The 21,652-nt window shown below is 64.8% G+C and carries 20 protein-coding genes; 4 read left to right on the top strand and 16 right to left on the bottom strand.

All coding sequences use genetic code 11. The features are described 5' to 3' along the window. Positions 1–87: 87 nt before the first annotated feature. The 6 genes from ACJJV2_RS15770 to ACJJV2_RS15795 form a co-directional block, all read right to left on the bottom strand. Positions 88–219: an entericidin A/B family lipoprotein gene (locus tag ACJJV2_RS15770; protein ID WP_107335644.1), complete on the bottom strand. Its 132-nt coding sequence runs from the start codon at positions 217–219 to the stop codon at positions 88–90. 23 nt (positions 220–242) lie between these two features. Then, the gene (locus tag ACJJV2_RS15775) at positions 243–374 is read right to left on the bottom strand and encodes an entericidin A/B family lipoprotein (protein ID WP_084589348.1); all 132 of its coding nucleotides are present in this window, start codon (positions 372–374) and stop codon (positions 243–245) included. 65 nt (positions 375–439) lie between these two features. After that, entirely contained in the window at positions 440–1,435 is a 996-nt protein-coding gene (locus ACJJV2_RS15780; RefSeq protein ID WP_279835203.1) for a zinc-dependent alcohol dehydrogenase family protein, read from the bottom strand. A gap of 179 nt (positions 1,436–1,614) precedes the next feature. Next, positions 1,615–2,394, bottom strand: a complete 780-nt coding sequence (locus ACJJV2_RS15785; protein ID WP_404325771.1) for a sulfite exporter TauE/SafE family protein — start codon at positions 2,392–2,394, stop codon at positions 1,615–1,617. Positions 2,395–2,596: 202 nt separating this feature from the next. Beyond that, positions 2,597–4,669 carry a TRAP transporter permease gene (locus tag ACJJV2_RS15790; protein WP_279835440.1) on the bottom strand — a complete coding sequence of 691 codons (2,073 nt, stop codon included), beginning with the start codon at positions 4,667–4,669 and terminating at the stop codon, positions 2,597–2,599. Between the two features lie 363 nt (positions 4,670–5,032). Next, entirely contained in the window at positions 5,033–6,040 is a 1,008-nt protein-coding gene (locus tag ACJJV2_RS15795) for a TAXI family TRAP transporter solute-binding subunit (RefSeq protein WP_284727140.1), read from the bottom strand. Positions 6,041–6,444: 404 nt separating this feature from the next. Here ACJJV2_RS15795 and ACJJV2_RS15800 point away from each other — a divergent pair, with 404 nt between their 5' ends. Continuing rightward, a complete protein-coding gene (locus ACJJV2_RS15800) occupies positions 6,445–6,873 on the top strand; it encodes an HIT domain-containing protein (RefSeq protein WP_405282138.1) in 429 nt (142 codons plus the stop codon). A 148-nt stretch (positions 6,874–7,021) separates the two neighbouring features. On the opposite strand, the gene ACJJV2_RS15805 is transcribed toward ACJJV2_RS15800, so the two are convergent. The 6 genes from ACJJV2_RS15805 to ACJJV2_RS15830 all read right to left on the bottom strand — a co-directional run bounded on the left by ACJJV2_RS15805 (position 7,022) and on the right by ACJJV2_RS15830 (position 13,967). Then, a complete protein-coding gene (locus ACJJV2_RS15805; RefSeq protein ID WP_405282140.1) occupies positions 7,022–8,254 on the bottom strand; it encodes a nickel/cobalt transporter in 1,233 nt (410 codons plus the stop codon). After that, entirely contained in the window at positions 8,244–9,005 is a 762-nt protein-coding gene (locus tag ACJJV2_RS15810) for a DUF1007 family protein (RefSeq protein WP_405282141.1), read from the bottom strand. The genes ACJJV2_RS15805 and ACJJV2_RS15810 overlap by 11 nt, the downstream gene beginning before the upstream one ends. A 122-nt stretch (positions 9,006–9,127) precedes the next feature. Further along, positions 9,128–10,657: a sigma-54-dependent transcriptional regulator gene (locus ACJJV2_RS15815; RefSeq protein ID WP_405282143.1), complete on the bottom strand. Its 1,530-nt coding sequence runs from the start codon at positions 10,655–10,657 to the stop codon at positions 9,128–9,130. A gap of 16 nt (positions 10,658–10,673) precedes the next feature. Beyond that, a complete protein-coding gene (locus ACJJV2_RS15820) occupies positions 10,674–12,782 on the bottom strand; it encodes a cache domain-containing protein (RefSeq protein ID WP_405282144.1) in 2,109 nt (702 codons plus the stop codon). A 124-nt stretch (positions 12,783–12,906) separates the two neighbouring features. Continuing rightward, positions 12,907–13,344: a hypothetical protein gene (locus ACJJV2_RS15825; protein ID WP_043333222.1), complete on the bottom strand. Its 438-nt coding sequence runs from the start codon at positions 13,342–13,344 to the stop codon at positions 12,907–12,909. Then, positions 13,344–13,967 (bottom strand): hypothetical protein, encoded by a 624-nt coding sequence (locus ACJJV2_RS15830; protein ID WP_284727146.1) that lies wholly within the window; start codon positions 13,965–13,967, stop codon positions 13,344–13,346. Before ACJJV2_RS15830 ends, ACJJV2_RS15825 begins: the two co-directional genes overlap by 1 nt. A 412-nt stretch (positions 13,968–14,379) precedes the next feature. Here ACJJV2_RS15830 and ACJJV2_RS15835 point away from each other — a divergent pair, with 412 nt between their 5' ends. The 3 genes from ACJJV2_RS15835 (at position 14,380) to ACJJV2_RS15845 (ending at position 18,533) form a co-directional block, all read left to right on the top strand. Continuing rightward, entirely contained in the window at positions 14,380–16,377 is a 1,998-nt protein-coding gene (locus ACJJV2_RS15835) for a choline BCCT transporter BetT (RefSeq protein WP_054555244.1), read from the top strand. Between the two features lie 364 nt (positions 16,378–16,741). Continuing rightward, on the top strand, positions 16,742–17,221 hold the full coding sequence (locus ACJJV2_RS15840) for a Dps family protein (protein ID WP_043333228.1): 480 nt from the start codon (positions 16,742–16,744) through the stop codon (positions 17,219–17,221). A 199-nt stretch (positions 17,222–17,420) separates the two neighbouring features. Then, complete coding sequence (locus ACJJV2_RS15845; protein WP_192838676.1) at positions 17,421–18,533, top strand: App1 family protein; 1,113 nt, start codon at positions 17,421–17,423, stop codon at positions 18,531–18,533. 134 nt (positions 18,534–18,667) lie between these two features. On the opposite strand, the gene ACJJV2_RS15850 is transcribed toward ACJJV2_RS15845, so the two are convergent. The 4 genes from ACJJV2_RS15850 to ACJJV2_RS15865 form a co-directional block, all read right to left on the bottom strand. Continuing rightward, complete coding sequence (locus tag ACJJV2_RS15850) at positions 18,668–19,141, bottom strand: DoxX family protein (RefSeq protein ID WP_405282145.1); 474 nt, start codon at positions 19,139–19,141, stop codon at positions 18,668–18,670. A 77-nt stretch (positions 19,142–19,218) separates the two neighbouring features. Further along, positions 19,219–20,025, bottom strand: coding sequence for a putative DNA-binding domain-containing protein (locus tag ACJJV2_RS15855; RefSeq protein WP_405282146.1), 807 nt, complete (start codon positions 20,023–20,025; stop codon positions 19,219–19,221). Continuing rightward, entirely contained in the window at positions 20,022–20,948 is a 927-nt protein-coding gene (locus tag ACJJV2_RS15860; protein WP_405282148.1) for a DUF692 family multinuclear iron-containing protein, read from the bottom strand. Before ACJJV2_RS15860 ends, ACJJV2_RS15855 begins: the two co-directional genes overlap by 4 nt. 110 nt (positions 20,949–21,058) lie before the next feature. Further along, positions 21,059–21,355, bottom strand: coding sequence for a DUF2282 domain-containing protein (locus ACJJV2_RS15865; protein ID WP_043333233.1), 297 nt, complete (start codon positions 21,353–21,355; stop codon positions 21,059–21,061). Between the last annotated feature and the right edge of the window lie 297 nt (positions 21,356–21,652).

Raw genomic sequence — 21,652 nt, forward strand, 5'->3', positions numbered from 1 at the left:
ACCCTCATACCTTGGGCCGCCCCATGGGCTTTCAAGGGGTGAGATTCATGTTTTGTTCACTCGCCGCCCATGTCATGGACAGTGCCATCAACTGGCCGATTCCTCGATGGAACCCCCAAGGTGTTCGAGATCTTCCCCGAAACCTTCCACGGTATTGCAGCCACCCAACAGCAGGCCGAACAGCAGCGCGGTGCCAGTCATCATCATGAATCGTCGCATGGGCATTCCTCTCTCTCGGGCAATCAGCTGGCGGCGTTGTCGATCGAACCGCCCAGATGCTCCAGGTCCTTGCCGAAACCGGCCACGGTATTGCAGCCGGCCAGACTCACACTGGCCACCAACAGGGCAGCCACCATCAAACGCGTCATTCTCATCACTTCTCTTCCTGATCAACGGCCAATGAAGGTGAGACACCCTCACTGACCGAAGGTGCCAATACTCAACGATTTACCAGCAGAATCTTGCCCAGCGCCTCGCCGGACTCCAGCAGCTCATGCGCCTTGGCGACGTCACGGAAGCTGAACTGGTGCTCGTCGAGCAGCGGACGTACCGCACCGGCCTCCAGCATCTCGCTCAGGGCGTTGAGCAGTTCCGGCTGGTCGTCCATGCCGATACCGGTCAGCAGCGGTACCGAGCGGAAGATGACGTGCAGCGACAGGTTCTTGGAGTGCAGCTGGGTCAGGTCGTGGGTCGAGCGGGTATTGATGGAGCACAGACGACCGGAGGTCGCGGTGGCCTCGATGGAGCGATCCAGGTTGTCGCCACCGACGGTGTCGAAGACCAGATCGAAGCCACGCCCGGAGGTCAGGCGCGTCACGTAGTCCGCGACCGCTTCCTCGCGGTAGTTGATGATCTCGTCGGCGCCCAGCTGGCGTGCCAGGTCCGCCTTGGCTTCGCTGGACACGGTGGTGGTGACATGCGCGCCGAGATACTTGGCGATCTGTACCGCGACATGGCCGACGCCGCCGGTGCCGGCGTGGATCAGCACGTGCTCGCCTTCCTTGATCTGACCGCGTGATGCCAGTGCCGTCCAGGCCGTCAGGAACACCAGCGGCAAGGCTGCGCACTCTTCCAGCGTCAGCGCCGCCAGGCTCGGGCGCTTCACGATCACACGGGTGTCGGCAATCATGTAGTCCGCCAGAGCGCCCTGCCAGCCCTTCACGCCACCGGCACAACCCAGCACTTCATCCCCGACGGAGAAGTCCGATACGCCTTCGCCGACGGCATCGATCACCCCGGAGACATCGCCATTGAGAATGGCCGGGAATTCCGGGTGCGACTTGACCAGCCCGCTGCGCAGCTTGGTCTCGATGGGGTTGATGCTGGAAGCCGTCACCTTGATACGCACCTGCCCCCGCGCCGGTGTCGGGGTCTCCAGTTCGCGCTCGACGAACACTTCGGGACCGCCGTACTGCTCGATGACCATGGCTTGCATGAGGAAAGACTCCTGAACGATGAAAGAAGAGACGCCATAGCCGGGCTCGGCGCCATCATGAATAGGGGGTGAGCGGCGTGCCGGAGTGTCGACAGGACAGACTGGCATTTCGCTCAGATTACCGCGAGCTTACTCCGTGTCTAACATAAGGTCAGCATCAGCTCAGCATCAGGCCAGCATCAGGTCAGCGCCAGCTTGAGCACGATGATGAAGATGACCGCGACCGTCAGCCATTTCACCCAACGCGCCCCTGCCGGCCCCATGTTGACCCGCGCGCCGAGGAAGGCGCCGCTCATGTTGCCGACCGCCAGCACCAGACCGTAGGCCCAGCGCACCTGACCATCGAACACGAACACCGCCAGCGCCGGCAGGGTATACATCAACACGATGAAGACCTTGAAGACGTTGACCTGGGTCAGGTCGATCTTGAGCAGCCGGTAGAGCACCACGATGAACAGCACGCCGACACCGACCTGAATGAAGCCACCATAAATGCCGATGCCGAACATCGCCAGCAACACCACGGGCGTGATGCGCTCCGGCGTCAGTTCACGGGTGTCGATGCGTGGCGTCGGCAGCAGCATCATGATCGAACACACCACCATCACCACGATCAGGACGCTCTCGAAGGCCTCGGCACTGATGCGGGTCGCCAGCCAGGCCCCCAGCATGGCGCCTGCCACGGCGGGCACGGCCAGCCGCCAGGCCACCCCCATGTTGTGTGCGCCCGCCTTGAGGAAGGTGCTGGTCGCGGTCGCACTCTGCAACGCGATCGCCACGCGGTTGGTGGCATTGGCCTGCGCAGGCGGCAGGCCGAGAAACATCAGCAATGGCAGCGTCAGCATCGAGCCACCCGCCGACAGCACATTGATGAAACCGGCCACGCCACCCAGTGCGATCAGCGCCACTACGCTGATCAGATCAAGGCCGCTGGTCAGCCCTGCAACATCCGACATCATGCCGACATTCCTTGTCCCGCCATCCCGTTGAGTGAAGACGCCCGAGGCGGACAGGCCCCAGAGCGCGCGATGCCCGACACACCACCCTCGCGACTGAGCGGGGGAAAGTGATGCCGGGCATCGTTCATAGCATATCGCGTCGCGTCACGCCTGCTTCAGCCACATCGGCTGACGCGTCTGGCGCTCATCCGACACGCCTGGCTCAGTGCGCCAGCGCTTCCTGCCGGCCACTCTGACGCACGCTGTAGGTCAGCACGCCCAGGAAGATGACCAGACCCGCGAGGTCGTAGGTCAGCTGACCATGCGGCCACAGCATCAGCGCACCGAGCGGGAACATCGCCAGACGCAGCCACCAGGGCAGTTCGTGCTCCAGATAGCCTTCCAGGCCCGCGACGATGGCGTAGATCCCGAACAGCGCGAACACGAACACCGTCAGCATCTCGCCGATATCACCGGAGATCAGCGGGCTCCAGGCGAACAGCAGCGGCACGATGTAGAGGCCCTTGGCGATCTTCCAGGCCATCAGGCCGGTCTTCATCGGCGGTGTGCGGGCGATCGCGGCTGCCGCGAAGGCGGTCAGGCAGACCGGCGGCGTGACGTTGGAATCTTGGGACAGCCAGAAGATGATCATGTGGGCACTCACCAGTGCCATGGTCAGCACGTGCGGCGACAGCGCCTGCTCATACAGCTGGCTCTGGAAGGTATCCGGCACCAGCGCCAGCAGTTCGCGGGCGGCGTCCATGCTCATCGGCGCGCCCAGCAGGTCCAGCTTGTCCGGCGCTGCCAGCATGAAGATGGCCTTGGCCTGCTCCGGCAGGTTGCCCGCCGCCAGCAGATCCACCAGCTGGGAATGGGCGATCAGGTTGTAGAGCGCCGGGGCAGACAGCGTGCCCAGCACGATATAGGACGCCGTCACCGGCAGGCCCATGCCCAGAATCAATGACGCCAGCGCGATCAGGATGATGGTGATCAGCAGGCTGCCACCCGCCCAGTCAGTGATCATCAGCGAGAAGGTGTTGCCGATACCGGTGGTGGAGACGACGTTGACGATCAGGCCGACGGTGATCAGCAGGATCGCCGTGGTGGTCATGTTGCGAACCCCGGCCAGCATCGCCTCGATGATATCGCCGAGCTTCATCGGATTCTTCGACAGCCACGAGGCCGCGATGACGGACAGGATCGCGATGCCGGCGGCGTAGGTCGGCGTGAAGCCGTAGATCAGCGCGCCGACCAGCACGAACAGCGGTGCCAGATAGTGCCAGCCATCCTTGAGCACGTCCTTGAGGCGCGGGCCCTGCGGGTCGTCCAGCGCCGTGGCGTCGGAGCGCTTGGCCTCGATGCGCACGAACATGGCCACCGACAGGAAGTAGAGCAGCGCCGGCAAGGCGGCCACGCCGACGATGGTCAGGTACGGCACCTGAGTGTAGGACGCCATGATGAAGGCACCTGCGCCCATCACCGGCGGCATCAGCTGGCCACCGGTCGAGGCAGCGGCCTCGACGCCTGCCGCGAAGCGCGCCGGGAAGCCGGCACGGCGCATCAGCGGAATCGTGATCACGCCGGTGGAGACGGTGTTGGCGACACTCGAGCCGGACACCGAGCCCATCAGGCCGGAGGCGAACACCGCAACGAAGCCCGGGCCACCCTTGAAGCGACCCGCCGCGCAGCGCGCCAGATCGATGATGAAGTCACCCGCGCCGGACTTGACCAGAAAGGCCCCGAACAGGATGAACATGAACACGTAGGACCAGGAGATGCGCGCGATGGAGCCCAGCATCCCTTCGCCGCCGATGAAGCTTCTGAACAGCACCGTCTCCCAGGTCAGGCCCGGGAAGTTGAATACGCCGCCGACATACTTGCCCCACCAGGCCACGTAGGTCAGCGCGATCAGACACAACACCGGGATGAACCAGCCGGTGGTGCGGCGTGCGAACTCCAGCACCAGGCCCACAGCGACGATGGAGACCACCCAGTCCGCGGTGGAGAACACCACGCCGCGGTCATAGAGCGCATCCTCGAAGCCTATCAGATAGAGGCCGCAACCCAGCGCCGCCAGCCCCAGCAGGATATCCACGCCCAGCACCCAACGCTTGGCGCCATCACTGGCCGGGGTCAGCATCGGAATGGTCAGCGCACACAGCAGACCGAACAACCCGAAGTGCAGGGCGCTCACCCACAGTTCCGACAGGGTCGAGAGCGTATTGAAGTACAGATGCACCAGACAGGTGACGATGGAGATCACGAAGACGGCACGCCCCAACCAAGGCAGGTCCATGCGCCAAGGCGCAGCTTCGGTGGATTCGTCACGCACACCGGAGAGATCCGGCTCCTGCGCTTCGCTATCAGTGGGACGAGAGGGCTCTGGCGAGCGGGAATCATGCATGGCGTTGCCTCAAAACGGGGTCAGACAGCGATGGCGCAGCGGCAACTCACGTCACCATGCGCCCGGGCTTGCGAGGAGAATACGGGCTTCTACAGCAATCATTCGTGGGCACTGCTCTGGTCCTGCGCCTCACCTTGCCCACGCTGGGCAGTGTCACGGCGCCGGACCGGCGGTGGTTTATTGGTCTGGGAAACTGCACTGCCCTCACCGCCGCCAGAGGCGAGCGATGAGGGCAGCGGGAACATCAGGAGTGGATCACTCGGCGATCAGGCGCGCCGGAATCTCGATGCCCTGCTCCTTGAAGTAGCGTGCGGCACCCGGGTGCAGCGGCAGCGGCAGGCCCGCGATGGCCTTGTCGATAGCCATGGCCTTGGTGGCCGGGTGGATGTTGTTCAGGAACGGCAGGTTCTCGTACATGGTCTTGGTGATCTGATAGACGTCTTCTTCGGAGACATCATCACGCACCACCAGGATATTCGGCTGGGCGATGGTGTTGATCGCCTCGTCCTGACCCGGGTAGGTGTCAGCGGCGATTTCATACGGGGTCCACAGCTCGAACTGCGAGTTGACCTTGGCCAGCTGCTCTTCGGTGAAGTCCAGCGTGGTGATCTCGCCGCCCAGGTTGGCGTAGGCACGGGTCACTGCGGAGGCCGGTGCGCCGGCCGGAATGTTCATGCCGTCGATGTTGCCGTTCTGCATCGCGTCGGCGCTCGGGCCGTAGCCCATGTAGGCCAGATTCATCTTGCCGGCGTCGATGCCCAGCTGATCAAGGATGAAACGACCGGAGCCTTCGGTACCGGAATTCTTCTTGCCGATGGAGAAGCTCTCACCGTAGAAGTTGGTCATGTCATCGATGGTGCCGGTCTTGACCTCATCATTGCGCACCACGAAGTGCTCGACGTTCTGCCACAGCATCGAGATGCTGCGCAGGTTCTTGTGTGCCTTGTTGACCGGCGGGGTGCCATTCCATGCCCAGGCGCCGTAGAGGCCCTGGATGATGCCGAACTGGGCCTGGTCCTCTTCCATCAGCTTGAGGTTCTCACCGGAACCGGCCGAGGAAATCGCGGACACGGATATGCCGGCGGTCGGTTCGAGCTTGACCTTGATCAGCGTGGAGAGTGCCACGCCGACCGGGTAGAAGGTGCCGCCGGTGGTGGCGGTACCCATGATGTACTTGCCTTCCGCCTGAGCCACGGCACTGAGACCAAGAGAGGCTGCGATGGCGAGACCGAGACCGGCCTTGAGGAACTGGCGCTTTTGCATGGAGTGACTCCTTGGCGAACCTGCCGGGCGCAGGTTGAGCATTCTTGTAATATGGGTAGGCAGACGGACATTGCGGCTGAGCAGGCTCTGGCCCTGGGCGGTGCTGGCCATGTCGCGACCGACAATGCGCAAGGTAGCCCTCTTTTGCGTGGGGCGTTCGTTGCGAGCCTCTGCTTCAGCGTAGGAAGAAGGTTAGCAACTGTCCGCGCGGCGCGGTATTTGGCGATGGGGGCATTGCGCAGCCCCCACAGCGCGCACAGTCAATCCGCAAAGTGGCAGGATTCTGCCGATCTGGTCACACTGAGGGCATTCGCGGGTGTTCAAGCCAAGGAGTCCGCCACGATTCGGGTTACCCTTTGCCCTCGACTCACGCCCGCCCTGCTCCATCCGATCAAGGAGAGACGATGACCCCCTTCAGCCTTCACCCGCAGCTGGACGCCGACACCCACTTCGTGGCCGACCTGCCGCTGTGCACCGTGCGCCTGATGAACGATGCGCGCTATCCGTGGCTGGTACTGATTCCGCGCCGCGATGCCATCCGCGAGATCTACGAGCTGGACAGCAGCGCCCAGCAGCAGCTGTGGCAGGAAACCACCCAACTGGGCGAGCTGCTGATGACGGTAAGCGGCGGCGAGAAGCTCAATATCGGCGCACTGGGCAACATGGTGCCGCAGCTGCACATGCACGTGATCGCCCGCCGCAGCGATGATGAAGCCTGGCCGGGGCCGGTGTGGGGCGTCGGCACGGCCGAGCCCCACGACAGCGAGACGCTGACGGTGCTGGTCGACACCCTGCGCATGAAGATCGCCGAGCTGCCGAGCTATTCCTACTGACAGCATCACCTGCGCTGTCACTGACATCTACGCTCTCGCAGACACTGTCATCTACGCTCTCACATCTACAACAACGGGGCCCGATGGGCCCCGTTGTCGTAACTTGCAGGTAGTGTGTAGCAGGTAGTTAGCGGCGGCGCCGCAGACCTCACTCGTGGCCTGAGCTCTGCCCTGACGACCTCGGGCCCAGAGGGCTCTGGAGGGAGGTGCCCGGTGCCGAGCGATCGAACGGCGAGGCGCCGCGACCGGTGGGAGAGTCCAGCGCCTTGAGACTGCTGGCGACCAGCAAAGCGCCAAAGACCGTGATGATGATGCCGCCAAGCAGCCCGACCAGCGCCGCCCACGGCCACTGACGGCGCGCGCGGCCGTTTGAGTGCGGCCCACCCAGGCGCGAGCCGGCCGCCGCCAGGCGTCCGCTGGCCTTCATGATCAAGGTGGCCATCGCCACGCTACCCACCGTCAGCGCGGTGCCCAATGACATCGCCAGCACCGCCAGCACCCCACTGCCGACCATGTTCAGCGCCAGCGCGGCCAGCAAGACCAGAATCGCGCCGGAACACGGCCGCAGGCCGATCGCCAGCACCGCCATGCCCATGGTGCGCCAGTCGCCACTGGCCTGCTCCGCGGTAACGCCATGCGCATGGCCGCAGCCACAGTCATGCCCGTGTGAATGAGCGTGGCCGTGAGAGTGAGAATGTGAGTGGTCGTGGCCAGGCGACGGCTCGAACGCCAGCCCCTGCATCGCTGGCGCCTGCGGCGCTCCCGCGCTTGAGACAGGCTGTGCCCTGACAACACGCCATAGCGTGCGAGCGGCGCGCCACAGCAGCAACAGCCCCAGCACCAGCACCCCGAGATGACTGAGCAGGGTGACCTTCTCGACCTGTCCGAGCACATCGCGCCCCGCCCAGTCGAGCAGCCCCGCCCCGAGGCCGACCAGCACCAGCGCACTGACGCCCTGCAGCAAGGCCGCCAGCAGCGACAGCCACAGCGCACGGCGCCGAACGATGGGCTGGCTGACCAGCAGCGTACTGATCACGACCTTGCCATGCCCGGGGCCCGCGGCATGCAGCACGCCATAGGCGAAGGACAGCCCGATCAGCGCCCAGGGCGTGCCGGGATGCGCGGCAAGCTCACTCATGGAGCGCCCCAGCGAACGCTGGAAACGCGATTGCTCGGCAAAGACCCACCCCAGCGCCTCGCCCCAGCCCTGCACCAGGCTCGGCCAGAGCGCCATGCCCAGCACGAGCAGCCCGCAGCCGACCGCCAGCCAGCCGGCCAGGCGCCGCCCCCGCGACGAGGCCGGCTTCAGCAGGCCATCGCGCATGCCCTTGAGGCTCTTGATATCGCCAAGCCCGCTGGTGTCCTTCGGCTCACTGCTCATCAGCCACCTCACAGCTGACACTGCCGACCTCGGCGAAGTACTGGCCGAGATCCATCGGTGCGGTGGCGTTGATATCCAGCATCGAGGCCTCGGCGACCTTGGACGGGTCCGGGTCGGCCGGCGTGATGCCCGGCGTGCAGCTCAGCGCCGAGTCCTGCCCTTCCAGCCCGCTCACCACCAGCCCTTGCTGCACGGCGATGGCATCCGGGTCATGCAGAATCTCGATGTAATAGGTGGGGTCATAGATGCGATAACTGAGGGTATGGCCAGCCATCGCCACCGGCTCGGCCAGCGGCAGCTCCATCTGGAAGGCGACACGCTCGCCCTTGAGCCAGGTGGTCTGGCGCGTCGCCTTGCCAAGCGCTAAGGGTTCGCCGTCCAGCGTGGCATGGGTGTAGTAATCGAACTGCGACAGATTGGCCAGAATCTCGCTGCCCAGCACATCGAGGCGCTGCTCCATGCTGGTATCGTCCTCGAGCGCGGCCAGTTCCTGACGCAGCGTCAGGCTGTAGAAGGGGTCGAGCAGCCAATACTGGCGCATCGCGACGGCCCGCCCCTGGTCATCGAGGCGCAGCGTCACCCGCAGATCGACCCAGCCATGCGGATGCGCGGCGGCAGGCTGACTGGCCACCAGGGTGCCCAGCATCAGCAACGGCGTCAGCCAGGCTATGGGGCGCAGGCCATGACGAGACGGGAAACGCGCCAGCGCGGACGACAGCGCCGCCACCAGGCGATGAACAGCAACAGACATCGGGAAACTCCGGCAGAACGTCACGGGGACGACAGGAAGGGATTGGCAGGATGTTACTTCATGACAAAACGGGCGGCATCCCGACGCAGCCCGAGGACACTTTCGACAGGCTTTGATGGCGGTCAGTTCGCCGAATCATCATGGCCATGGCGAAAGTCTTCTCGGCGCAGCCCGTATTTGTGCATCTTGAGATTGAGCGTACGCCGCGGCAGCGCCAGCTCCTCCAGCACCTGAGCGATGTTGCCGCGTGCGCGAATCAAGGCGGCGCGAATCAAGGTCGACTCGAACATCGCCACCTGTGCCGCCAGCCCATGCTCCTCGCTGTTCGCCAGCGCCTCGTCGCTCGCCCCATTGCCGACCTCGCCTGCGTCCTCCTCCGCTGAGGCATTGCCCGGTGCGGATGACTGCCGCGTGGTGGGCAATTCCCCCAGCACCACGCGGCGACTGGCGGCCTGACGCAGCTGCCACAGATTGCCCGGCCAGTCCGCCGCCATCAATGCGGCCAACTCACCGCTGGCGAAGGGTTGCACCTCCACCTCATGCACCTCGGCGGCCTGACGGCTGAAATGCGCCATCAGCAATGGGATGTCCTCGCGCCGTTCGCGCAGGGCGGGTGTCGTCAGTTCGATTTCGGCCAGTGCATGCCCCAGAGTACGCGTCAGCGGCCCGCTCGCCATCACGTCGCCCACGCTGCACTGCGCGCTGCACACCAGCCGTGGCGCCTGGCGGGCGCCGTCCTCACGCGCGGCGATCCAGCCATCCAGCCACTGCCATTGCGCGCCACTCAGGTGGTCCACCTCATGCAGCAGCAAGGTATTGGCCGCAGGACGTGCCGCGAGTGCATCCTCGATCGCGCTCGCCAGTGCCTCCGCGCCCTCTGCCCTGGCTTGCGACAGGGGCGCGCATTCCACTCGCGCCAGCAAGGCCGTCGCCGCCGTCGACATGGCAGCAGATGAGGCCGACGCGTCGGCAGGCGGCGCATGCTCGGCCAGTGCCAGTGCCAGAGTGCTGCGCCCGCTGCCCGCCTCGCCGCTGATCCAGACCCGCGCAGGATGTCCGCGCAATTCAAGCAGTCGCTCACGCAGCTGGCGAATCTGACGGCTCTCGCCCCGCAGCAGACCACTGAGGCCGCGCACGCTCAAGCGGCGGCGCAGGCGTTGGTTTTCATCACTCAGACGCCGCCCCGCCAGCGCCTGACGCAGCTTGAGCTCCAGCGCTTCGGGGTCAAACGGCTTCTCGATGAAATCGCGCGCGCCGCCCTGCATCGCGGCGACGGCCGTGGCGACATCGCCGTGACCGGTCATCATCAGCACCGGCAGCTCCGGTGCCTGCAGCGCAAGCCGCGCCAGCAGCGTCAGGCCATCCATGCCCGGCATGCGGATATCGCTGATCACCACGCTGACCGGCTCGGCGGCGGCCAAGGCTTCCAGCAGCGCCTCGGCGCGCGAGAAGCAGCGCAGATGGATCTCGGCCAGCTCCAGCCACTGGGCGAGGGATTCGCGCACCGCCGGATCATCATCCACCAGCCATACCGGCGCCTCACGGGTCAGATCGCTGTCCTGCTGCAGGCGCAGCTCTGCCGGGTCCAGGCCCGTGGCGGCAAACTCCTCTGCGCCCTCGAAGCCATCGCTGTCGTGCGTATAGCCTGTCATTCGTGCGTATACCCCGTCATGTCACGGATTGCTGCCCGCTGCCTTGTTGTTCGGTGCCGTCGGCTGCATGCGTTGCCTCCGACGCCGGCGTGCGTAGCCACAATTCGAAGCAGGCGCCACCCAGCGCAGAGCCCTCAGCCAGCGAGGAGCCCTCAGCCGGTTCAGACACAGAAGCGCCATCGGCCAGACGCAGCAGGCCACCGAGGTCGCGCGCCAGGCCATAACTCAGAAACAGCCCCATCCCCATGCCTTCGCCGACCTCACGCGTGGTGGTGAAAGGATCAAACAGCGTGGCACGCAGCGCAGGGTCGATGCCGGGGCCGTTGTCCTCGATACGCAGACATCCGCCCGGCTGCCCCTCAAGACTGGCCACTGCCGCCCAGGCCTGCCAACTGAGGCGCAATCGCGGGGCCGCGCGCTTGTCGTCCGGCTCGTCGCTCTGCTGATCGGTCTGCTGATCGGTCTGCTGTGCTTTCTGCTGCCCTTCCAGCGCATCGAGTGCATTGCGGATCAAGTTGGTCAGCAACTGCTCGAGACGCACCTGCTCGCCCATCACGATGATGTCTCGGTGGAGCGCGCCCTGCTCCACCGTCAGGCCGAGGGCGGTGACTCGCTCGGCGAGCAGTTCCAGCGCGAAGTCGATGCGCGGCGCCAGCGCCAGGGCGGCGGGCGCCTGCTGACTGGCCGGACGCACGAAGACGCGCAGCTGGCGAATCATGTCGGCCAGGCGCTCGGACAGCTCACTGATGCGCGTGAAGTTGCTGGCGGCGGATTCGGCGGCACGCGCGGTCAGCTCGGGGCGCGTTGCGGCAGAGGCGATGCCCCGCGCCAGCAGCTTGCCGCCGCTGGCGGCGTAGGTGCGAATGCCGACCAGCGGCTGATTGAGCTCATGAGCGATACCGGCCGCCATGGTGCCCAGCGCGGCCAGCTTGCCGGCCTGCACCAGCTCGTCACGCGTGGCCTCGAGTTCGCGCGAGCGCTGGGCGACCCGCTCCTCGAGGCGCTCGTTGATCTCGCGCATCATCACCGCTTCACGCCGAATCAGCCCCAGGCGCGCCTGACGCTCGCGCATCCACAGCGCCATCATCGCCAGCCCCAGGATCACGGCGAGCCCGACCAGCACCACATTGCGCGCCTGGATATAGAGTGGCCGCAGCGGCATCAGAAAATGCAGCTGCCAGCCCAGCGGCCCGCTGGCCAGCGACTCATCCAGATAGCGCTGGCCCATCGCCGCCGTCGGCAGCCGCGCGATCTCCGACGCCGCCAGTTCGTGGTTGTCGCCCAGCACCAGGCTGCCGTCCTCCAGCTCCCGCGACAGGGGTGTCAGCGGCGCCCCGCGAAACTGCTGCTGTGCCCGAATGCTGTCCAGCGCCTGCGGCTCGATCGCCTCCAGCGCGCGATACTTCCAGTTGCGCCGCGAGGCCAGCAGGACGATGCGATTGGCATCGGCGAGCAGCACCGTCTCCCCCGCCTGGCGCCAGGTATCTTCCAGCGCCTCCAGCGAGACCTTGACCACCATGACGCCCAGCGGCTCGCCCTCGGCCCCGAGTACCGGCGCCGAGACGAAATAGCCGGGACGCCCGGTGGTATTGCCGACGGCGAAGAATTCACCGCGCCCGCGCGCCAGTGCATCGATGAAATAAGGGCGGTAGTCGTAGCGATAGCCGACGAAGCTGTCTGGCTCATCGAAGTTGCTCGCGGCCACGGTCATGCCGTCGCGGTCGGTCAGGAAGATGGCCGCCGCGCCGGAGGCACGCGCGACACGCCGCAGATGCTGGTTGAGATCGCTGTTCGAACCGAGGGGAGCGGCGGCACTGGCGGCGTTGCGTTCGTCTGAGGAGGCAACAGGCGGCGTTGCCGCAGGCGGGACGTCCGGCTCGCCAAGGGCGATACGCACACGGGCCTGGCGAGCCAGCAATTCCGGCAGCCACTGGAAGCGCGACAACTCTGCATTCAGGGTGCTGGCGTAGAAATTCAGGCGAGTCGCGGCGTGCTGGCGGGCATCACGCTCACTGCGCGCCAGCTCCCAATGCCAGAGAGCAAACAAGGCCATCAGCCCGGCCAGCAGACTGGCCGAGAGTGCCAGCCAGGCCAGACGCCGACGGCGCAGCGCACTCAGCGTCATGGGCCATCACACCGCGCGAGCGCGGGCTCGCCCGGGCTCCGGTACTGCCCGCCTGCGAAGTGGTGGGCAAGGCCAGAGAGGCGACGCCGAGGGCCGCCTCGCAGGGTTGGCATGCGCGGGGTGGTCACGGCGCGCCGATCACCGGCACGGTGCGCGCATCCAGAGCCACGGCGACCTCCACCAGCAGGTTGTCGAGCCGGCCCGGCGCGATATCGGCACCATTGCTGTCACCGCTCACGCTGAGACGAATCTGGCCGTTGACCTCGCTCACCCAGGCCTCGAGCGCCAGCGGCGGCCGGGCAGCGTAGCTGGCGTCGAGGCGCTCGAGATCCGGGTCTGCGCGCTCGATGATGAAGCCACGCTCCGCCAGCGTCGTCAGCAGGGTGACGAAGACCTGCTGGGAGGTCAGGGTGCCGCTGTTGGGGGCGATCACCGCGGTGCGCGAGTCCGGCGCATGGGTCGGCTGATTCATGCAGCCACCCAGTACCAGCAGGCCGGCGAGCAGCGTCGCGAGCCCCAGACGTTGCCACAGCGAGCGTGGAGATGCCTTGCGCATGTTCATCAGCGAACCTCCCGTGGATCACGACCCGCCAGCGCGGCCTGCAGCTGACGCTCGATCTGGCGGCAGCTGTCGCTGTCATTGTGAGGGCGGGCATCGATGACGTAGCCGCCCTGATTGATGACCTGCTCATCGCGGATCACGCGCACGCGCTCATCCGGCGCGACCAGCGAGATGCGCTCGAAGCTGATCGGGTCATCGCGGAAGGTGTCGTTGCCGACGCCTACACCGAAATCGTTGCCCGCCGCGACGCCATAGCCCACCGAGAAGCCGATGCGCGAGCCGAAGGGCCCATCGATCGCGCCCAGCCCCGGCTGGTCCACCTTGCGCTCACCCGTCACCACGCCCAGCGCCTGTTCGCTCTCGCGGATCTTGTAGCCACGGGCCTCGACGACCTGCGCCGCGGCACGCAACCACTGATTGGCATCGCCCTCACGCGGGAAGATGCAGGCTTTGGGCAGGCCAGCGCTGTCATTCGCGGCCAGCGGGTCCTTGCCGGACAGGGCCGAGCAGCCGCTCAGCAGCACCAGCCCCACTGCGAGCAGTGTCATGCGCGGCAGGCGTGAGCGCGCTGACGTGTCAGCCACGCTCGGCCGTGCGGGAAATTCGGGAAGTCGATGGAGCATGCGAACGTCTCCGGTCAGCCACTTGAGCCGGCGCTGCATCACGATTTTCACACCATGAGACACGCCAGAGGCACTAGACTGACACATAAGTCTTGTAGGATTTCTGCATAATTATGGTATCGAGACAGCGGGATACCCTGGATGCAGCAAGCCTCATCTTAGCGCCCAGCCATGCCAGCGCCTACCGTATCCAGCACCCGACAATGGGCGACAAGGCCGCACCGCCATTGCCATCCCGCACGATGATCACGCAACGCCAGCACTGCCAGGACCGCTCGCTCGGCGCGCAAACCGCCGGTCAGCGCGCGCAACACTGGTTACATATGGAAACGATATCGCGCGGACAACTCACGACGCTACAGGTTCAATAAGTTACCATTATCGACGAATAGGCAATCAGGGAGAGAAATTTATGTCAGAAAATGCCGACCAGCCCACGGTCGCCAAGATCAATCCGCCAGTCTTCTTCGGCTCCGCCGTGGTGATTCTGGCGTTCGTGATCTTCACGGTCGCCATGCCGGATACCGCGCAGACCGCCTTCGGCCATGTCCAGACCTGGATCATCGACACCGTCGGCTGGTTCTACCTGCTGGCCATGGGCGTGTTCGTGATCTTCACGCTGGGTCTCGCCTTCTCGAGCTATGGCGACATCAAGCTGGGGCCAGACCATTCCGAGCCTGATTTCAGCTACGGCTCCTGGTTCGCGATGCTGTTCTCCGCGGGCATGGGCATCGGCCTGATGTTCTACGGCGTCGCCGAGCCTGTCTTCCACTTCACTGCGCCTCCGGTCGGCGATGCCGGCACCGTCGAGGCCGCCCGTGAAGCCATGAAGACCACCTTCTTCCACTGGGGCATCCACGCCTGGGGCGTCTATGCCGTGGTGGCGCTGGCGCTGGCCTACTTCAGCTTCCGCCACAACCTGCCGCTGCGCATCAGCTCTGCGCTGTATCCGCTGATCGGCAAGCGCATCCATGGCCCGATCGGCCATGCCGTCGATATCTTCGCCGTCTTCGGCACCATGTTCGGGGTCGCGACCTCGCTGGGTCTGGGCGTGCTGCAGGTCAGCTCCGGCCTGCATTATCTGTTCGATATCGACAACGACCTGACCACCCAGATCATCCTGATCGCCATCATCACCTGTCTGGCGACCGTTTCCGTGGTCATGGGTCTGGACGGCGGCATCCGTCGTCTCTCCGAGCTGAACCTTGGCCTGGCACTGGCGCTGATGCTGTTCGTGCTGTGCGTGGGCCCGACCATCTTCCTGCTGCAGACGCTGATCCAGAACATCGGTGGCTACCTCAGCGAAGTGGTCGACAAGACCTTCAACATGTTCGCCTATATCCCGGAAGATGGCCCGTCCAAGTGGCTGGGTGGCTGGACCCTGTTCTACTGGGGCTGGTGGATCGCGTGGTCCCCGTTCGTGGGCATGTTCATCGCACGCGTCTCGCGTGGCCGCACCATCCGTGAATTCGTCTACGGCGTGCTGTTCGTACCGATGGGCTTCACCTTCCTGTGGCTGACCTTCTTCGGCGACAGCGCCCTGCACATGCTGCTGACCGATACCGCGGGCAACCTGGCAGAAGCGGTCTCCGCCGATGCATCCGTGGCACTGTTCAAGTTCCTGGAGCTGTTCCCGTTCGGTAGCATCACCTCCATGCTGGCCACCCTGCTGGTCGTGACCTTCTTCGTCACTTCCTCGGATTCCGGCTCGCTGGTCATCGACATGCTGACCTCCAAGGAAGGTGATGAATCTCCGGTCTGGCAGCGCGTCTTCTGGGCCTTCTCCGAAGGTTTCGTCGCCGTAGCGCTGCTGATGGCGGGTGGTCTGGGCGCCCTGCAGACCGCCTCGCTGGCCTCTGCCCTGCCGTTCGCGATCATCCTGATGTTCGTCTGCTATGGCCTGCTCAAGGCACTGCGTCTCGAGGGCGTCAAGCAACGCTCCATGCAGCACCTGAGCAACACGCCGGGCCACACCGCCGGTGGCGCACGCAGCTGGCAGAAGCGCGTCCAGACCCTGGTCGAGACGCCGCGCCAGAAGAACGTCGAGCAGTACCTGATCAACACCGTCACGCCGGCACTGGCGGATGTCGCGAAGGAATTCGAGGCCCAGGGCCTGGATACGCGCGTCAATGACGAGGAAGACCGCAGCTATCTGCAGGTCAGCCACGGCGAGGAAGTCGACTTCGTCTACGGTGTGCGAGTGCGCGAATACGCTGCACCGGCCTTCGCGCTGCGCAACGTCAAGCGCAAGGGCACCAGCGACGTGGAACGCCATTACCGCGCCGAGGTCTTCCTGCGTGAAGGTGGCCAGACCTATGACGTCATGGGTTACACCAAGGAGCAGGTGATCGGCGACGTGCTGGACCAGTACGAGAAGCACATGCACTTCCTGCACATGGCGCGCAACTGACGCCTGAGCGTTGCAGAAGTGATGACAGCTGATGACATGGCTGTCGCAAAGGCCCCGCCCCGTGCGGGGCCTTTGCGTATGTGGCCGAAATCAGAATGTCCGAGCCGACGACATTGGCTGCAATATCCGTGTGCGACCTTGAAAACCGCGTGCGCGCACCACATCTCTTACCAGGCATTCATCTACGGCTTGAGGGTGGTGCGCCGGCGACGATAGGGGTGGCCGATGAGGGCGATACAGTGAATTCGTTACCCTGCATCCCGCCCAGCCTCTACACTGGTGGCATACTGGCAGCACGGCTCGCCACCTGCATCTCCACTTTCCCCACAATGCCGTTCACTTCACATTTTTCAGGAGAGTCTTCATGTCCAACGATACCAATGCCATCGGCCTGCACACTGCCAGCGCCACTCAGCTGGCCGAGCACCTCAACATCCTGCTGGCCAACTACCAGACCTTCTACATGAATGCCCGTGGTTACCACTGGAACGTGAAGGGCAACCAGTTCTTCGAGCTGCACGTGAAGTTCGAGGAAACCTACACCGACCTGCTGACCAAGGTCGACGAGATCGCCGAGCGTATCCTGACTCTGGGTCACGAGCCGCTGCACGCCTACAGTGACTACGCGCGTGTCGCCACCATCAAGGAAGACACCCACGTCAGCGACGGCACGGCTTGCGTCAAGGGCCTGCTGACCGGTTACAAGTCCCTGATCGAACTGCAGCGCGAGATCATGTCCGTCGCGTCTGACGCCGACGATGAAGGTACCGCTTCACTGGTCGGTGACTACATCCGCGAGCAGGAAAAGACCGTGTGGATGCTGTCCGCCTACCTGGGCGAGTAAGCGCTCAAGCCAATGCAGTGCCAGGACATGGCAGCGCGGATCTCTGATGCTGCTATCTGACGCTGTACTTGACTGACACTGGGCCGCGAGGCATTCGCGCAGTGTGAACGCCGCCTTTCGACCCTGCACACACGGGACTCGAAAGGCGGCGTTGTCATGTGGCCATGAAGGCCCGCCAGATACCGACCAGGAGGGTTGCATGTCACTGCCGCTGACACGTCTGCTACGCAAGCTGCTGCATGTGGCTGCCAAGCCCATGCGCCACGCCCAGGGCAAGGATGGCTACGTCATTCACGCCTATCGTGGCTACGGCTCGCACAGCGAAGCCTTTCTGATGGGGCGCATCTTCCGCCAGCCCGGCTCACGCAGTCAGCTGGCCCCCGGCGCCGGGCGCGACCTGATGGATGTCGGTCGCCGCATGCTGCGCTGGGGCAAGAGCGGCGTCGAGGTAGAGGTCGCGCTGGGGGACAACCGCACCACCGCCATCACCGACCGCGATGGCTACTTCAGCGTGCATCTTCCGCTCGATGAGCCGCTGGAGCACCAGGGCCAGTGGCATACCGCCCGCATCACCGCGTGTCCGCCGAAGCAGCCCCCGGTGGAGGGCGAGGCGCAGGTCTATCTGCCGCCCATCAGCACACGCCTCGGGGTGATCAGCGATATCGACGACACCGTGATGTACACCGGTGTCGCCAACAAGCTCAAGATGCTTTACCGCCTGTTCATCGAGTCCGCCGAGCGCCGCACCGCCTTCCCCGGCGTGGCCGCCCTCTATCAAGCACTCCATGAGGGTGATGACGGCCAGCAGCAGCGCCCGCTGCTCTATGTGTCGCGTGGTCCGTGGAGCATCTACGAGATGCTGGAGGTCTTCTTCCAGCACAACCGCATCCCGGTCGGGCCGATCCTGTTCCTGCGCGAGTGGGGGCTGACGCTGCAACGCCCGCTGCCCAGACGCTCCGAAGACCACAAGCAGGCGCTGATCGAGAAGATGCTCGGCCTGTATGACGAGATGCAGTTCCTGCTCATCGGCGACAGCGGCCAGCATGACCCGGAAGTCTACGCCGAGGTCGTGCGCCGCTATCCCGGTCGCATCTGCGCGATCTACATTCGCCAGATAGGCGATTCGGACTCGCGCAAGGCCGAGCTGGACCAGCTCGGCGAGGAGCTGGCTGCCCTCGGCTGCGTGATGCTGTTGAGCACCGATAGCCTCGACATGGCGCACCACGCGCATGCCAACGGCTACATCGATGCCGCCAGCGTCGAGATGGTACGTGCCGAGATCGAGCATCAACTCGCCGACGAGCCGGCCTGAGCGCCTCGATAGCCAGCGGATAGATAGCGGCACTATCGCGGTACTACAACGCAAGACGGAGACCCCAGGGTCTCCGTCTTGCGTTGTGCGCGACTGATATGAGCCTCACCGAACGACTCTGCCGAATGACGGCCTCAGGCGATGCGTGAGCGAATCAGCTGATCGAGCGACAGGCGTCCCGGGCCCTGCAATACCAGCACCAGCAGGCTGGACAACCACAGACCATGAGTGACCCAGGCGTGGGGATAGACGAACAGCTGGATGGTCAGTGTCATGACGGCCAGCCCCAGTGCCGCGAAGCGCGTCCCCAGCCCCAGCCACAGCATCAGCGGGAAGAGGTGCTCGGCAATGGTCGCCAGGTAGGCGGCCAACACTGGCGACACCAGCGGCAGGCCATATTCATACTCGAACAGAAAGAAGGTGCTGTCCTTGATCGTGAAGCCGTCGACCTTGGTCTGCGCCGACATGAAGAATACCGCGCCGACGATGATGCGCATCAGGATCAACAGCGCATCCATGCGCAGGTTTTCCAGCCAGACGAACACTTTCAGGACCTGCCCCGCCACACCGGCACGAACCGCAGGCGTCGTTGATGATTCAAGGCTCATGATGAGGCCTCCTCAAGGGTGCGCCAGGGCGCTAAAAAGGGGAATGATTGGCTTGTAATGACCTGCTTGATGCGCGACTAATCCAGCGCCAGGAACACACCACTTGCCAGCAGGGGGGCCAGCAGCGGCCCCAGCGCCTGCTCGGGGTGCTCGTCCGCGAGCCGCGCTGCCGCGTCCGCCAGCGTCTCCCCCGCCAGCAGCAGTTCGAGCAGCAAGGCAGCGGCCTCGCACAGCACCGTCACCTGCACCTCCAGCGCCGGGCGCGTGATCAACACCCGCTCCGGCCGCGCGATAGCCAGCCCTTCAAGCGTCGCGCCGGCATGCTGGTGGCGCTGCCAGATCTCGAGCACCGCATGCTCCAGGCGCAGCAGACAAGCCGCGGGGTGCGCCGAGAACCTGAGCTCCATCACCGCCTCAGGCGGCAACCCCGCCAGCTGGGTCGGCACCAGGGTTTCGGCGTCCGCCGCGTGATAGGCCACCAGACGAGCGGCCTCGAAGCGTGCCAGGTCCACCGCATAGAACGGCAGCTGAGCGGCCGACACCTGACGCGTCTCGACCAACGTGGTCAGGGTCGTGTGCAGAGTCTCGGCAAGCCCGGCCCCGTACTCCATCATCAGCGGTGAGCGCGGCAGATGCTGGCGGGAATGATCATGGGCCAGAGCCGCAAAGAAGCGCTCGCCCACCACCTGTCGAGTCACCGGATAGGCCTCTTCCAGCGCACTGATCAGGCTGGCCCAGACATTGTTGCGATAGACATCGAGGCGCTGCTGATGGCCTGCCTCGATACCGGGCAGCGCGGCATCGGGCTTAGTGAGTGCCTCGATGAAGGCGCGCTGCCAGTCGGGCTGGCGCTCAGCGCTGGCATGCCGCTCGAGAGAGGTCATCGGTCGCCCTCCATGCCGGAGCGCGTCAGCTGCTGCGCCCGTGTGCTGTGCAGCAACGCCTGAGCGCGCGTGGTCTGCCCCAGCAAGACCTCCAGCGCCGGTACCTGGGTATCCCATTCAATCAGCGTCGGACGCGGCCCGATGCGATTGATGAAGTCGGCATACAGCGCCCAGACCTCATCACAGACCGGCGCGCCATGATTGTCGATCAACAGACCTTCACGCGTGTCCTCGCCATGCCCCGCCAGATGGATCTCCCCGACGGCGTGGCCCGGAATGGATTCCAGCCAGGCCGCGGGATCGATCCCGATGTTGTGCGCCGAGACGAAGACATTGTTGACGTCGATCAACAGACCGCAGCCACTGCGCTCGACCAGACGAGTGAGGAAATGCGTCTCGGGAATCAGTTCCGCTCCCAGCTCGCGCGCATCGAAACGCAGATAGTGGGCGGGATTCTCGATCAATACCTGACGGCCCAGGGTGTCCTGCAACTGCATCAGGTTATCGCTGACCCGTGCCAGCATCGCGTCCGTCAGCGGTACCGGCAGCAGGTCGTTGTAGAAGTGGCCGCTATGGCCGGCCCAGGCCAGGTGCTCTGACACGCTGGTGGGCGGGTGACGCTCGCAGAGCGTTCTGAGGCGCGCCAGATGCGTGGCATCCAGCGGGCGCTCCGATGCCAGCGACAGGCCGACACCATGAATCGAGAGCGGGTACTCCTGCAGCGCATCCAGCCGGGCATGGGGGGCCCCGCCGGCGCCCATGTAGTTCTCGGCATGAATCTCGAGAAACCCCAGCGCCGGGCGCGACGACATCAGCTCACGCACATGCTGCGCCTTGAGGCTGATACCGACGGCCATCTCGTCGAGGGACGGATAGGCCGTACCGAAATCCGGACTGCCGGAGGAAGGGAATGGCTGGTGCATGAAGACCTCTCGAGGCGGCGAGCGTCCGGTGGCGGCGTGGCGCCAGGCCACCGGACGTCAAGTTCGGGGGGATGCTCGGGAAAGCCCGAGCCAGCCCCGAGGCGTGATGCTTACTTGATCTCTTCCAGGCTGCCGGTGCCATTCGGCGTCTCGATGGAGGTGCAGGTGCCTTCCGGAACCAGCTTCCAGGCATTGCCCTGATAATCGACGGTGGAAGTCCCGGCACACGAAGTGCCCGGGCCGGCGGCGCAGTCATTCTCACCGGCCAGCGACACGCCGTAGCACTTTTCCATGCCCGCCGCGTGGGCCGGGAGGGAGACGACAGCGGTAGACAGAGCGACAGCGGTTCCGAGTGCGGAGGCCAGGGCAAAAGCGGTCTTGGCGGACTTGTTCGTCTTGGTAGACATGGGCACATCTCCTGAGAAAATGCTCTTTAATGAGCCAAACGTTATTTATTTATCACTTTCGCCCCTGCGCTGCGGGCTCAATCCAACTTACGGGGGGCTTGGGAAGATGGATGCAGAAAAATCGAAATTCTTGCCGCGACTCGACAATATCGCGCTGACCGCACTCCCCTCATCGCATGCGGAAACGATACCCCGCGCTTGCGTTGACCTCGCCATGCAAACGCCAGCGACCCCATATAGGGGCCGCTGGCGTCGACTGTCATCTGCTGTCTGAGGGCATGTCGCAACGCCTGTTGT

Source organism: Cobetia sp. Ld8, from assembly GCF_045066615.1.
Classification (GTDB): domain Bacteria; phylum Pseudomonadota; class Gammaproteobacteria; order Pseudomonadales; family Halomonadaceae; genus Cobetia; species Cobetia amphilecti.